This window comes from Candidatus Methylospira mobilis (assembly GCF_009498235.1).
In the GTDB taxonomy this organism is placed as follows: Bacteria; Pseudomonadota; Gammaproteobacteria; order Methylococcales; family Methylococcaceae; genus Methylospira; species Methylospira mobilis.
The window spans coordinates 2,793,855-2,806,790 of the sequence record NZ_CP044205.1 but is presented as its reverse complement, the minus strand read 5'-3'; the positions used below and the strand labels follow the sequence as shown (position 1 = coordinate 2,806,790).

Genomic DNA, 12,936 nt, shown 5'->3' with positions numbered 1-12,936 from the left:
TTCGACAGCGTTGCGCAGGGATGCGCAATGTTTCCTTCAGTTGCCTGAGCGACGTAGTGAAGCGCTAAAAGTACAGAGTATTTCTTTTTTTTGTGGAAAATAGTTATGGCGACGACGAATGCAGGTGGATCAGTCAAGTCTTCAGGGGGGCGCGGCAAGGCCAAGCAGCCTGGGATTGAAATAAAAGCCGCAAGTGAAAGCGAAGGCGCAGCAGCTTTGGCTGCGCAGCAACCGGAAGACGCAGCGCATTATTGCGGAGAAGGCGACACGTCCGAGGAATGCGCGCTGTTGCGGTTTCGTTTTTTTATCATCGACACGGGCTGGAAGTCAGTATCGGCAAAAGTCATACGCGACAATTTTGCGATGATACGCGAATATCAGGAAGGCGATGCGCTGTTTGTTCTTAGCCGTGAACAATCCATGAATCTGGTGAAGAGGCATCCTGATATGATAGGTAAGGATCCGATTATCCTGGTGCATGATTTACATGCGCATAACTATCACGAAGACGACAACGATTACCATGGTTTCAGGCTTAATCTCGGCTTGATCACAGATGGTGCGGCAGTGCTGGAAACCTTGCAAAGGTTTTTACGTTTTGTACATTTGCACCGCCGTAGCCGCGATATTGAGCAGGATATCAAGGATAAGCTGCATCGTGACGGCATAAAAGGGTCGATAGAGATTATACGGTCAGGCTCAAAAGATGTGATGGGCGGTTAATTTATATTGTGACGAGAGGTAAAGTGAAATGGGACAAGCAGCAGAAACCGTGACGGTAGTTTTCGCGGCAATTTTTATCGCAGCAATGGCGTTTGAAGTAGATCGTCGCCGTAAGCATTTACGCAAGCTTTACGATGTACTGGATAGCGATGAGCGTAGAATTACATCCGAGCTTGAGGCGATGGTGCAAAACGGCACGATCAAGCCTTATACCGATGAAATTTTTGCCTGGTAAGGTTCCCGTTGATTTAATCTGATTTGATTTTTAATGTGAACGAAACCACGAAAAAAACGCGTAATAGAGCCCTCCCGGTTAAGTCAAGGAAAGGGAAAGCTATATCCTCGATTTCGAACGCGGCTACTGAATCCCTGGCGAGTGGTAAAGGGGAGGCGGTGGCCGCTGCTGTTATCGATGAATACTCTGACCCGCCAGAAAAAGCGGCCGACTCCAAAGCATTGAAGACGGAACGGAATACCTTGCCGGTCGCGATCATGCCTGAACTGACCGGGCCGGGAATGAGGGAGGGCGATAGACTTGCCGTCAGATTGACGGAAATGAGTAATGAAGTCGCTTGGCTGTTGGTAGGAGCCGGTATTGCCGGTATTATTCTACCTGGAGTATTGGGGACGCCTTTTTTTGTCGTCGGTGTGCTGGTTTTGTTGCCCGGCAGGGCTGCCCGAATCGAAAGATGGCGCCAGAAATATTCCTCGTCTAATGCAATGAATCTTGCATTGAAGCAAATTAATCGTTTTCTGGACGATATCGATAAAAGGTATCCGCGGCGTATACGATAATTACGCCTTTACCTGGACGCGGGACTTCATCCTCTTCACCACAAAAAGCGGATTTCTCGTGAAGCCGCTCAGCTTGGCGTTAATCTGAGAAATCAGGGGGAATGTGTTTCCTCCTTATAGCGTGTATATTCCCATTCAGAGTCGAGATCATGTTTTTTACTCGTTATCGTCCCACTCACAAGCCGCTGAGTAATTACGAATCTGCCCGGTTGCGCGATGTGGCTGCATGGAAACGGAGCGAGTCCGGGCTGAGTGTGCTGGCGAAGCTGCTCGACCCTATTGCGCGGCGTGCCGGCCACGCGGTAGACCGGGTATTGCCCCGTTCAGGCGTTACTTTTTTAATGGAGCGTATGGATGACATGGCCGAGCGATTGGCCAATGACGGCGACGAATTGCTTGGTGACCCGTTCGTCAGAGGATTTAATATTTTTTCATGGACCGATCTGCATAATCAGCCGCTGGAAGTTGCCGACGCCATAGCTGACCATGTGGTCAAGGACGCGAAGAAAATTGCCATCGGGATGGGGGTGGCGTCCGGAACCGGCGGCCCGATTGCTGTTTTGGGCAGTACCCCGGTGCTGCTGGCTAACGCGATGACCGTTATTCATCGCGTCGGGCTGTCCTATGGGTATCAGAACACGCGAGAGCGTAGAAAAAATCTGGCTTTGTATATTCTGGCTTTATCCATGGCGGAGGATCCGCAGCAAAAACAGGTTGCGTTCGCAGATTATCGAACTCATATACAGCAAAGTCTTGTCGATCAGGCGGTGAGAGATACCGCAGCCCGGATGTTGCAGAAACTTGTATTCGGCTTTCAGGTCGGTTCAGCCATTCCCGGTTTCGGCATTGCAATGAATGCCTATTTAAGCCGCGCCTTTATCAAACAGGCCGGCAGAACCGCGCAACGTGTGTTTCAGGAGCAATGGTTGCTGGATCATCGCGGTGCTGTTTGTGTTTGATCCTTAACCAGTTTTATTCTCTCGGTACTTAAAGGCTTTTATGTCTTTGGCAGGCCGGGGATTTGTTTAGACACTGCTAGAAAACTAAAAACCCCATCGGCAGATGGGGTTGGTAAGGCTCGGCTAAGGTGTTTTTTATAAATCGACCGATTTCATGCTCAGACGTACACGCCCCTGACGATCAATTTCCAGTACTTTGACGCGTACGATGTCGCCTTCCGTCAGTTTGTCGCTGACTTTTTCAACATGGTCGTCCGATATTTGCGAGATGTGAACCAAACCGTCCTTGCCCGGCAGTATGGTTACAAAGGCGCCGAAGTCCATTAAGCGTACGACTTTCCCTTCGTAAATCTTGCCGACCTCGACTTCCGCAATGATATCTTCGATGCGGCGGCGCGCTTCAGCGCCGGCTTGCCGGTCAACCGAAGCTACCTTGATAATACCGTCATCACTAATATCAATGCTGGCGCCGGTCTCTTCTGTAATGGCGCGAATGGTAGCGCCGCCTTTGCCGATAACTTCGCGAATTTTGCTCGGGTCTATGGTGAAGGTAACGATACGAGGCGCAAAGTCCGACATTTCCTGGCGCGGAGTCGCCAATGCTTCATCCATTTTCGACAGGATATGCAGACGGCCTTCGCGAGCCTGATCCAGCGCAACGCGCATGATCTCGCTGGTAATGCCGTCGATCTTGATATCCATTTGCAGGGCGGTGATACCGTTACGGCTGCCGGCGACCTTGAAATCCATATCACCTAGATGATCTTCGTCGCCCATGATGTCGCTGAGAATGGCGAAGCTGTCATTTTCCTTGATGAGACCCATTGCAATACCGGCTACCGGCGTCTTGGTCGGTACGCCCGCGTCCATCAGCGCCAGACTGCTGCCGCATACTGAAGCCATTGAACTCGAACCATTAGATTCGGTAATTTCAGAAACCACGCGGACTACGTAAGGAAATTCATCCTGACTGGGCATAATGGCTTGTACGCCGCGCTTGGCAAGACGGCCATGACCAATTTCCCTGCGTTTCGGCGAGCCCACCATGCCGACTTCTCCGACACAGTATGGAGGAAAGTTGTAATGGAACATGAAGTTATCTTTGTACTCGCCGTCAATCGCGTCGATCAATTGCGCATCGCGGCCGGTACCCAGCGTCGCTATGACCAGGGCCTGGGTTTCACCGCGTGTAAACAGCGCTGAGCCGTGGGTTCTGGGAAGTACGCCGGTGCGTATGCTGATCGGGCGAACAGTCTTCATGTCTCTGCCGTCTATGCGTTTACCTTCGGTCAATATGCTGTGTCTGACGGTACGGTATTCCAGAGCTTCCAGTGCTGCCTTTACCGCTTTTTCGCTATATTGTTCACTTGAAGTCAGTGCTGCAACCGCCGCCGCGCGCGCTTCCTTCAGTGCTTTTTGCCGTAGTTGCTTTTCAGGTATGTGGTATGCCGCCACAAGGCTTTCTTTCGCCGCAGCGACCAGAGCCTGATTAAGCGCTTCGTCTGCGACGGGCGGCGTCCAACTCCATGGCGTTACGCCGGCTTCGGCAACCAGTTCGTTGATCGCCTGAATGGCTACGCGCGACTGCTCGTGACCATAAATCACCGCTCCCAGCATGATCTCTTCGGATAGTATCTTCGCTTCCGATTCAACCATCAGTACCGCTTTTTCCGTGCCGGCGACAACCAGATCCAGCTCCGAAGTTTCCAGTTCGAATTTGCCTGGATTGAGCAGGTACTGACCATCGCGGTAACCGACGCGAGCCGCGCTTACAGGACCTTGAAAGGGCATGCCCGATAACGATAATGCCGCTGATGCGCCCAACAATGAGGGAATGTCCGGATCTATTTCAGGATTCAGCGACATGACAGTCGCGACGATCTGTACTTCGTTGACGAAACCTTCAGGGAATAGGGGGCGAATGGGGCGGTCTATCAATCTGGCGGTCAGGGTTTCCTTTTCGCTGGGGCGTCCTTCCCTTTTGAAAAAACCGCCGGGTATTTTTCCTGCGGCGTAGGCTTTTTCCTGATAGTTGACCGTGAGCGGAAAGAAATCGCTATCCTTGCTGTTATCCTTGACGCCTACCGCAGTTACAAGTACCACGGTTCCTTCCATGTCCACCATCACTGCTGCGTCAGCCTGACGGGCAATTTCACCAGTTTCAAAGCTTACAAGGCGGTTACCGAAGTTAAATTCTTTCCGGATAGGTTTCACTATTTTTTCCTTTCCCTTATCTGATCAGGCGGCTAGCTCACATCGTCCTGCGCTATTTGCGCAAGCCCAGTTTTTCGATCAATGAGCGATAACGCTCGACATCCATGTCTTTAAGGTAGTCCAGCAGTTTACGCCGCCGATTGACCATGCGCAGAAGTCCCTGACGGGAATGATGGTCTTTTTTGTTTTGAGAAAAATGGGGGGCCAGATGATTGATGCGGGTAGTCAACAGTGCAACTTGTACTTCCGGCGAACCGGTGTCATTGGGTGCGCGCTGATATTGTTCGACAACAGCGCGTTTTTCTACAGCTGTGTAAGGCATGTGTATGTGTACTCCAGGATAAATTCACAATCTAATTACACATTATACCGAGATAAAGCCCCTTGAGACAAGAAACAAATTTGTAAGCATTCAGCTACCGGTATGGGGGAATGCTGTCAAGACTTTGTCGCTCAGACCAGGCAGGGTACGCACAACGTGCCCTGCGCATTGTAAAGTTACGATCATCGCGTAAAAACTTATCCGGAATTTTTAATTTAACTGAATAGTTGCCCTGTTTTAAAAAAGGGTACGTGCTTGATGTATGGCTCGTTTCATTTTCTTCGCTTAACCCTGGCGACAGCTTTGGCAAGGGGCTGCGGTTGTTGTTGCGTTTGTCTCCGGTGGCGTATGGAAGACCACAGAGACAGCAGTATGATGCTCATACCCAGTGTGCCGGTGATGATTTCCGAAACTTCGGCAAACAGCGTGTACAGCATTAGCAGTGACAGGGCGCCTATCGCATAGTGAGCGCCGTGCTCGAGGAATAGAAACTCGTCCAGCGCGCTTCTACGCACAAGAAACAGCGTAAAGTTACGCACGACCATCGCGCCCATGATAAGGCCGATCAGAATAATGACGATATCCTGAGTAATTGCAAATGCGCCGATTACGCCATCCAACGAAAACGACAAATCCAGTATTTCCAGGTAAACAAACGCGCTAAAGCCCTGGTTCGCCACTTTTTGAGGGGATTCGCTATCCTCGACAATTTTCGAGGCGCTTTTGATGATGACAAAAAGTACAACTCCGATAACGCCTGACAATAGTACCGGCAGACGCGATTCCTGCGGCAGAAAATATTGAGCCCCCATTAATATGCCAAGCGCGAGCGCGACTTCTATGGATTCCAGTTTTCCCAAACGGGACAGCCGTTTTTCCAGCCACCTGAGCCAGTGCACCGATTTGGTTGCGCGGAAAAAGAAGGAAAAAAACACCATCAGCAGATACATGCCGCCAAATGCTGAAATTTGCATGTGAGATTGTTCGATATGGCGGGCATAAAGATCAGGGTGCTGCACGGCCATGTGCGCAACCTCAGTCAGTGATAATCCGCTGGTCAACGACACGATCATCAGCGGCAACAGCATACGCACGCCAAACACCGCGAACAGCATGCCCCAGGTCAGGAAGCGCCGCTGCCACTGCGCGCTCATGTTTTTTAGTATGGAGGCATCGACAATGGCGTTGTCAAAAGACAGGCTGACTTCCATGAGGCCCAGCAGAAATGCCACCGATAGTCCCGGAAAACCTGCCCAGTAGTAAGCGACGCTCAAACCGACCAGCGTAACGATTATGGATGATGCGAAATGTTTCATAGGTGGCAGTTTGTTTGAAAGTGCAGCAGACCGAGTACCTTGGGAATACCCATTTTATGGCCTGTAAAAAGAGGCAATAGCTGGAGTATCGAGCACGGCTCGGGCGCTCATGCCCTGGAAGCCCGAGCCGGTGCAGGCAGGCTTCAACAGGCTGAACTGTAACTGTAGCCCCCCGATTCCCAGCAAGTATACCAAACCAGGACAAAAACTGGCAAAACAACAAGTTCTACTTTAAGGGTAATTCCATTAATTACCTTACTATTCAGTGAGTGCTTTTGAGTCATGACCGAAGCAGTCGGGTTGAGGCAAGCCAGTCGAGACAGGCGGAAAGGTGTCGGTTACATTAACCACGCTGCCAGTCCATTCCCTTCGGCTACCGCCCAGGACAGGCTCTGGAAGCTCTCTGCGGTCTTCCATGGGCGCAGAAGGTCTCACCCTGACTTCCTTCTCACTTCTTCTTCGGCGGCGGTATTATGCTGAAGCGTTGCTTGATTACTTGTGTTCCATGGCGCTTAACTGGCACTTTTTGAGTGGAAAGATATACTCTGCATCGTCGAATCTGGTAAATTTCCACGATTGGATATTAAAGATTATGCTTGATGTCTCAGTTTCCCTCTTATCGACTTTCTTGCGCTCCGATGCTGGAGTGGACCGACAGGCATTGCCGCTTTTTTCTGCGAACCATCAGCCGGCATGTGCAACTTTATTCGGAAATGGTTACGACGGGGGCGGTACTGCGCGGAGATCGCGCCCGATTGCTCGGGTTTAACGACGCCGAGCATCCGCTGGTATTGCAGCTGGGCGGCAGCGATCCAGCTGATCTGGCGGCATGCGCGCGCATAGCGGAAGATTTTGGCTACGACGAAGTCAACCTGAATGTCGGCTGCCCCAGCGATCGCGTACAGAAAGGTCGCTTCGGGGCTTGCCTGATGAAGGAGCCGCAACTGGTGGCGGACTGTGTAGCCGCGATGCAGGCTGCAGCCGGTATTCCTGTGACGGTCAAAACCCGTATTGGCGTCGATGATCAGGACAGTTATCAGGCATTGACGGCTTTTGTCGGGACGGTAAAGGCTGCAGGATGCCATACTTTTATAGTTCATGCGCGCAAGGCGTGGTTGTCAGGGTTATCGCCGAAGGAAAACCGCGACATACCGCCGCTACGCTACGACATGGCCGCCGATTTGAAGCGCGACTTTTCCAATCTCCGCATCATACTGAACGGTGGGGTGCAATTGCTGGATGAAGCGCGGCAACACCTGACGGTTTTCGATGGCGTAATGATGGGACGCGCCATTTACCATAATCCGTATTTATTGGCCGATGCCGACCGCCTCATATTCGGCGAGCATGGTGCGGCGCCGACGCGCCATGAAGTGCTGGAACGTTTTATTCCGTATGTAGAACGCGAGTTGGCGCAAGGGGTGCGTTTGCAGGCATTGAGCCGGCATATTCTGGGGTTGTTTCAGGGAGTACCCGGTGGGCGTCAGTGGCGGCGTTATTTAAGCGAAAACGCATGGAAACCGGGATCGGGCATTGAAGTGTTGCTGGAAGCAGGGAAACATCCCGGCTGAGCAGGCTGGTTTCGCGCCATATGCCGTAGCGAACCGGGTTTAAATATTGTCCAGTGCGGCGTTTCGGTTCAACTCCCGGCAATGCCTGCGCCAGAAACGCCTTCAGTTACTTCCAACTCAGCTGTCCAGATGTATATTCGCTTTCTACCGGATGGGATGATTCAATCTGGTAACAAGCCATCTGCCACACGCCTTCCCGTCCGCACGGCGTGCAGTATCCTGGTCCGAGAGTGAAACCGTGTCGATTCAGCACCTCTTCCAGCCGCTTTGGGGTGTAGCGCAGACTGAAAAAAAGCCTTAGTTCGTCGCCTTTGCGCGCCTGAAAATACTTGCCTTCCCAGGGGAAAGAAACATCTTCCCGCCATGTGCTGCGGGCGACGAAGGCCTGTAGCTTTTCGATGGGTTTGATGGTGAAGCGCAACGGAGTCAAATATTCCGCGATGCCCCAGTCGACCAGAACCTGCCCGAGCCACTGCCTCGTTTCCGCATTATCGTATTGCGGCAGGATGGCGGCGCAGGCACTGTGGTAGCTTGCATCAGTATCGGATGCACCGTTTTCCAATGCCAGGTTTGCGCTCAGCAGCAGCTTGTCCTGTGGTCTTAAAACACCATGCAGTCGCGGGAAAAGCCAGCTTGGCAGGAAGTTCGGAGTCAGTCCGAAAGCCGTGTAAATCCGCATCTCGCCGGCCGGGTAGCGTTCGAGCCAGTCCGGAAGCTCGCTCAGCAGGGAAAGGTCGCCCGCTACCGGCATGATATCGTAGCTCGATTTCCCGGCGGCCGTTTCAGCGGAGAGCAATGCCAATTCCAGGCTAATATCGATCGGGGTGTAGCGGCACGGGCAGCCCGCGCTTTGCAAAGCTTCCAGCAGCCGGCTTTCCTTTTGTCCTCCACCTGTGCCGAGACCAATTACATGGAGCGGCTGCCCGTTCAGGTTTGCGGCAACATCGGTGAAAATCCGGCGATAGATAGCCTCGAAGGCGGGATCGCCGAACATCGGTGCATGGTTGCGGTGTACTTCCAGCCATAACTGTGTTTGTCTGACGCCGACATAATGGAAGGCGTGCTCCATTTCTCCCAAACACAGCGAATCCGCACGCTTTCTCGCCTGCATTTCGCCACGCAGCGACGGGTGTACCCACACGGGCCGAAACGACTCGGTATTCATCGCAGATTCCATCCGCCGCTGACCACCAGATTCGAACCGGTGAGGTATGCCGGGGCTTCCAGCGCGAGAAATCTGACGGCTTGAAAAATATCCCCGAAATTTCCGGGCCGGCCCGCCGGTATGGACTCGGCTCCGGTACTGCCGATGCTGTTTTCGAGAAAGCCGGGTGAGACCATGTTTACGGCGACGCCATCGGCGGCCAGTTCAGCGGCCAGTGAGCGCGTCAATATCCATAAGCCGGTTTTGCCGATATGGTAGCTCAATGCGTAGTCGCGCGCGCCGGGCCGGTCGCAACTGGAGTCGCCGATGTTGATTATGCGTTTGAGCCGGGCTTTCTGCATCCAGGGAAGACAGGCGCGCGTGGTGAAAAAGGACTGGGTCACGGTCGAGTTCAGTCCTTCGAACCACTCCTCTTCGCTCAGCTGCAAACCGCGCCGCTCCCGATAAATTCCAGCATTGTTGATCAGCAGATCGATCTGGCCAAAACGCTTGCCGACGCTGTCGGCAAGCGCCAGAGCCTCGGCATCGCGCGCCAGATCCGCGCAAAACAATTCGGCAATCCCTCCTGATTCCTGGATAGCGGAGCAGGTTCGTTCGGCTCCGGCAGTGCTGGAGCGGTAATGCACCGCCACGCGAAAGCCGTCATACGCCAGCCTGATTGCAAGCGCGGCGCCCAATCCGCGCCCAGCCCCGGTTATTAACGCAACCCTGTTCATGAGATCATCTTCATCGCCTCGATCACGCCGCGCACCTTGGCGACTTCATGCGTGCGCAGCAAATCGGCTTGCCCAAGCAAGGCCATGACAGCGAAAAACGGTTCGGCGCTACGGACTTCCTCCTCGAAACATTCGAACGCATGCGGCAGCGCATGACAGACCGGCCAGCCCAGGGCGTGTAAACGAAAACTGTTCAGAAACGTTTCCAGCTGATATCGGATGCGGGACTTGCTGTCGTTCAGGTTTTGATAATAAAATCCCAAGCCGGGGTCGATCCACATGCGCTCCACGCCCAGACTGGCCGCCAGCTCGGTTTCACGCGCGAAATAATCGTAAAGCGCCTGAGTATGGTCGCCGGTCATCAGGAAGTCGCCGACGTCGCGAACATGTTTGCCGTTTTGCACGTAACAGATGATGATGCCGGCCTCGTGTTCCGCAACCATGCGATAAAAGGGTTCCGTATCGGCTCCCGCCGTCAGGTTGACAACAGCAGCGCCGGCCTGCAGACATGCCTTGGTGACGTCGGCATGATAGGTTTCAACCGAAACCAGGATGCCGTCGGCGCTGAGTTCCCTCACGACCGGAACCAGATTCGAGCGTTGCGTTGCAGCATCTACGCGAGCGGTATGCGATAAAGTGGATTCGGCGCCGATATCAATGATGCGCGCGCCTTCCACCGCCAGCCGCCGTCCGCGTCGCACGGCGGCTTCCACGCCGGTAGCCACGCTTTCCCGGTACCAGGAGCCGGGAGATAAATTCACCACCCCCATGATCGACACCTCGGGCCAGGGCGAAAAGCTTGCTCCGCGCAAGGTCATGGCGCGCGTCATGGGCTGCTGCAACGGGCCGCCGTGCATCCGGGCCAGTCCGGACAGATAATTCAGATCAAGCATGGCTAATCATCCTGTCATTGGTTGTAGATAGTACCCTAGTTTACAGGTAGGGATTTTACCGTGCGCGGATCGAATAGTGGTGCAATAATACCGCTCCCATTGCCGGCCTTGTTTATTCCGTACGATGACGGGTCAAAACAAGTTGCCCGGGCTGGTTATAATATTCCCAATTTGATAATACCAGAGGCACTATGAAAGACGCTTACTCCCAACTGATCCGGAATATAGGAGAAGATGAAACGAGAGAGGGGCTGGTCGATACGCCCAAACGCGCGGCAGCGGCGTTCCGATACCTCAACAGCGGCTACAATATGACGCTCGAAGGCGTGATAAATAACGCCATTTTCGAAGCCGATACCGAGGATATGGTGATCGTCAAGGATATAGAGCTTTACTCGCTCTGCGAACATCACCTGTTGCCGTTTATCGGCAAATGTCATGTGGCTTATCTTCCCAAGGGTAAAGTGCTGGGCTTGTCGAAAATAGCGCGCATCGTGGAAATGTACGCACGCCGTTTGCAGATCCAGGAAAAACTGACCAAACAGATAGCCGATGCAATACAGACCGCGGTGAATCCGAGAGGCGTTGCCGTGGTGATCGAAGCCAAACATCTGTGCATGATGATGCGTGGGGTCGAAAAGCAGAATTCGGTGATGATGACGTCTTCCATGCTGGGAATATTCCGCAAGGAGTTCAGCACGCGTTCGGAGTTCCTCAATTTGATTAATCGCAAGTAGCCGCCGCCATGGCTTCATCTCCCGTAAAGACCTGTGTGATGCTGTTAAATCTCGGCACGCCCGACGCCCCGACGCCCGCCGCGCTCAGACGATACTTGTCCGAGTTTTTATCGGATACCCGCGTCGTGGAAATACCTCGCGTGCTGTGGTGGCTGATTCTGCATGGCATAGTTTTGCGCTTGAGACCGCGCAAGTCGGCCAAGGCTTATAAAAGCATATGGACGGACAGAGGTTCGCCGTTGTTGGCGTTGACGCAGGATCTGGCCGATGCCGTGCGGCGGGTTCTCGATAGCGACGGTCACGACGATATACGGGTGGAGATTGCGATGCGTTACGGCAATCCCTCAATAATATCACGACTGGAAGCCTTGCGGCGCTTGCAGGTCGACAAGCTGATCGTTATGCCGCTCTATCCGCAATACGCTGCGGCGACTACCGCCAGCGCCTTCGATGCGATAGCCGCCGTTTTTAAAACATGGAGACGTATCCCGGCGCTGAATTTTATTGCCGGCTATCACGATGATCCGGCCTATATCGCTGCCGTTAGCGAAAGTATCCGGTCTTTCCACGCGGCGCATGGCGCTGCCGATCTTTTGCTGTTTTCCTTTCACGGCCTGCCGCAACGCTGTCGCGACCTTGGCGATCCTTACGTGGAGCAATGTCTGGATACCGCCGAACGGATAGCTGCACAGCTGGGATTGCCGCACGTAGCCTGGCGCGTGGTTTTTCAATCTCGCTTCGGCAAGGCCGAATGGGTCAAGCCCTATTGTGTCGATGTGCTGAAATCACTGCCGTGCGAAGAGATACTCAACGTCGATGTGGTTTGCCCCGGATTTGCCGTGGATTGTCTGGAAACTCTGGAAGAAATCGCAATCACCAATCGAGACATTTTTCTGGCGGCGGGCGGCGTTTCCTACCGTTATATTCCGGCGCTTAATGCGGGGGAGGGGCACGCCCGGCTTGTGGCGGGGTTGATAAAAGAAAGGTTGTGAATGGTGTAATTGGTAGATCGGAAACTCACTACAGCTGGCAACCGGTTGTGTTTAATTTATTCAAAATAGCCGAATTCCTGCAAGAACCCAAGGATTATAATGATCCCCTGCAGGGCAATCGCGCTTAAATCTACTTGAAAAGTAACAGCGATAAGGCTACCGTGGAAATCGTTTATGGCGCAAGCGTTGTGCATGACCGCTGCGATACTCCATCGCTGCTAGATGCTGCCAGATATGGAGCGAATCGAGCAGTCCCCGGAAGCCTTTAGCGCCGGGCAGGATTTTGTCGGAATCCTGCAGGCCTGCGACAAGGCGTCGAACCATCTGCGGCGAGAAGCGCCGTCTTCGGGTCACGCGGGGATGCGCGCGGTGGCCGAAGGCACAGTTATAGCCGGTTTTTCGCTCCTGAGGGAGGCTGGGATGTCCGATCAGGTTTCGCGAAAAATGGCGACGCCTCGATGCCTAGGGCAAAGACCCAATTGAAATTCCCCAGCGGGTCGACGTAATGACGTATAACGAAGCGCATCCCGGTC

14 protein-coding genes are annotated in these 12,936 nt (G+C 53.4%); 8 read left to right on the top strand and 6 right to left on the bottom strand.

The genetic code is table 11. The features are described 5' to 3' along the window. The first annotated feature begins 105 nt into the window (after window positions 1–105). The 4 genes from F6R98_RS12710 (at window position 106) to F6R98_RS12695 (ending at window position 2,477) form a co-directional block, all read left to right on the top strand. A complete protein-coding gene (locus tag F6R98_RS12710; RefSeq protein WP_153249346.1) occupies window positions 106–723 on the top strand; it encodes a hypothetical protein in 618 nt (205 codons plus the stop codon). Between the two features lie 28 nt (window positions 724–751). Beyond that, on the top strand, window positions 752–958 hold the full coding sequence (locus F6R98_RS12705) for a hypothetical protein (RefSeq protein WP_153249345.1): 207 nt from the start codon (window positions 752–754) through the stop codon (window positions 956–958). 23 nt (window positions 959–981) lie between these two features. Next, window positions 982–1,518: a hypothetical protein gene (locus F6R98_RS12700; RefSeq protein ID WP_228124860.1), complete on the top strand. Its 537-nt coding sequence runs from the start codon at window positions 982–984 to the stop codon at window positions 1,516–1,518. Window positions 1,519–1,667: 149 nt separating this feature from the next. Then, window positions 1,668–2,477: an EcsC family protein gene (locus F6R98_RS12695; RefSeq protein ID WP_194269926.1), complete on the top strand. Its 810-nt coding sequence runs from the start codon at window positions 1,668–1,670 to the stop codon at window positions 2,475–2,477. A gap of 135 nt (window positions 2,478–2,612) precedes the next feature. Here the strand turns inward: F6R98_RS12695 and pnp are convergent, their stop codons facing one another. The 3 genes from pnp to F6R98_RS12680 form a co-directional block, all read right to left on the bottom strand. After that, entirely contained in the window at window positions 2,613–4,691 is a 2,079-nt protein-coding gene (pnp, locus tag F6R98_RS12690; protein ID WP_153249342.1) for a polyribonucleotide nucleotidyltransferase, read from the bottom strand. Window positions 4,692–4,743: 52 nt separating this feature from the next. Then, window positions 4,744–5,013 (bottom strand): 30S ribosomal protein S15, encoded by a 270-nt coding sequence (gene rpsO / locus F6R98_RS12685; protein WP_153249341.1) that lies wholly within the window; start codon window positions 5,011–5,013, stop codon window positions 4,744–4,746. 272 nt (window positions 5,014–5,285) lie between these two features. Beyond that, on the bottom strand, window positions 5,286–6,329 hold the full coding sequence (locus tag F6R98_RS12680; RefSeq protein WP_153249340.1) for a DUF475 domain-containing protein: 1,044 nt from the start codon (window positions 6,327–6,329) through the stop codon (window positions 5,286–5,288). Window positions 6,330–6,928: 599 nt separating this feature from the next. Between F6R98_RS12680 and dusA the strand changes: the two genes are divergently transcribed. Beyond that, window positions 6,929–7,900 (top strand): tRNA dihydrouridine(20/20a) synthase DusA, encoded by a 972-nt coding sequence (gene dusA / locus F6R98_RS12675; protein ID WP_153249339.1) that lies wholly within the window; start codon window positions 6,929–6,931, stop codon window positions 7,898–7,900. A gap of 106 nt (window positions 7,901–8,006) precedes the next feature. Here the strand turns inward: dusA and F6R98_RS12670 are convergent, their stop codons facing one another. The 3 genes from F6R98_RS12670 to F6R98_RS12660 are packed head-to-tail and all read right to left on the bottom strand — an operon-like array spanning window position 8,007 to window position 10,674. Beyond that, on the bottom strand, window positions 8,007–9,065 hold the full coding sequence (locus tag F6R98_RS12670; protein ID WP_153249338.1) for an L-histidine N(alpha)-methyltransferase: 1,059 nt from the start codon (window positions 9,063–9,065) through the stop codon (window positions 8,007–8,009). Next, window positions 9,062–9,781, bottom strand: a complete 720-nt coding sequence (locus F6R98_RS12665) for an SDR family oxidoreductase (RefSeq protein ID WP_153249337.1) — start codon at window positions 9,779–9,781, stop codon at window positions 9,062–9,064. Before F6R98_RS12665 ends, F6R98_RS12670 begins: the two co-directional genes overlap by 4 nt. After that, window positions 9,778–10,674 (bottom strand): dihydropteroate synthase, encoded by an 897-nt coding sequence (locus F6R98_RS12660; RefSeq protein ID WP_153249336.1) that lies wholly within the window; start codon window positions 10,672–10,674, stop codon window positions 9,778–9,780. Before F6R98_RS12660 ends, F6R98_RS12665 begins: the two co-directional genes overlap by 4 nt. 191 nt (window positions 10,675–10,865) lie before the next feature. Here F6R98_RS12660 and folE point away from each other — a divergent pair, with 191 nt between their 5' ends. The 3 genes from folE to F6R98_RS12645 all read left to right on the top strand — a co-directional run bounded on the left by folE (window position 10,866) and on the right by F6R98_RS12645 (window position 12,886). After that, on the top strand, window positions 10,866–11,411 hold the full coding sequence (gene folE, locus F6R98_RS12655; protein WP_153249335.1) for a GTP cyclohydrolase I FolE: 546 nt from the start codon (window positions 10,866–10,868) through the stop codon (window positions 11,409–11,411). A gap of 8 nt (window positions 11,412–11,419) precedes the next feature. Beyond that, window positions 11,420–12,403, top strand: coding sequence for a ferrochelatase (gene hemH / locus F6R98_RS12650; protein WP_153249334.1), 984 nt, complete (start codon window positions 11,420–11,422; stop codon window positions 12,401–12,403). A gap of 234 nt (window positions 12,404–12,637) precedes the next feature. Further along, window positions 12,638–12,886 (top strand): hypothetical protein, encoded by a 249-nt coding sequence (locus F6R98_RS12645; protein ID WP_153249333.1) that lies wholly within the window; start codon window positions 12,638–12,640, stop codon window positions 12,884–12,886. The last annotated feature ends 50 nt before the right edge of the window (window positions 12,887–12,936 follow it).

What these genes read in the sequence shown, in the direction of transcription:
- F6R98_RS12670 (WP_153249338.1), bottom strand. Translation starts at nt 9,065, where the DNA reads ATGAATACCGAGTCGTTTCGGCCCGTGTGGGTACACCCGTCGCTGCGT.
- F6R98_RS12660 (WP_153249336.1), bottom strand. Translation starts at nt 10,674, where the DNA reads ATGCTTGATCTGAATTATCTGTCCGGACTGGCCCGGATGCACGGCGGC.
- rpsO (WP_153249341.1), bottom strand. Translation starts at nt 5,013, where the DNA reads ATGCCTTACACAGCTGTAGAAAAACGCGCTGTTGTCGAACAATATCAG.
- hemH (WP_153249334.1), top strand. Translation starts at nt 11,420, where the DNA reads ATGGCTTCATCTCCCGTAAAGACCTGTGTGATGCTGTTAAATCTCGGC.
- folE (WP_153249335.1), top strand. Translation starts at nt 10,866, where the DNA reads ATGAAAGACGCTTACTCCCAACTGATCCGGAATATAGGAGAAGATGAA.
- F6R98_RS12680 (WP_153249340.1), bottom strand. Translation starts at nt 6,329, where the DNA reads ATGAAACATTTCGCATCATCCATAATCGTTACGCTGGTCGGTTTGAGC.
- F6R98_RS12645 (WP_153249333.1), top strand. Translation starts at nt 12,638, where the DNA reads ATGGAGCGAATCGAGCAGTCCCCGGAAGCCTTTAGCGCCGGGCAGGAT.
- F6R98_RS12710 (WP_153249346.1), top strand. Translation starts at nt 106, where the DNA reads ATGGCGACGACGAATGCAGGTGGATCAGTCAAGTCTTCAGGGGGGCGC.
- dusA (WP_153249339.1), top strand. Translation starts at nt 6,929, where the DNA reads ATGTCTCAGTTTCCCTCTTATCGACTTTCTTGCGCTCCGATGCTGGAG.
- F6R98_RS12705 (WP_153249345.1), top strand. Translation starts at nt 752, where the DNA reads ATGGGACAAGCAGCAGAAACCGTGACGGTAGTTTTCGCGGCAATTTTT.
- F6R98_RS12695 (WP_194269926.1), top strand. Translation starts at nt 1,668, where the DNA reads ATGTTTTTTACTCGTTATCGTCCCACTCACAAGCCGCTGAGTAATTAC.
- F6R98_RS12665 (WP_153249337.1), bottom strand. Translation starts at nt 9,781, where the DNA reads ATGAACAGGGTTGCGTTAATAACCGGGGCTGGGCGCGGATTGGGCGCC.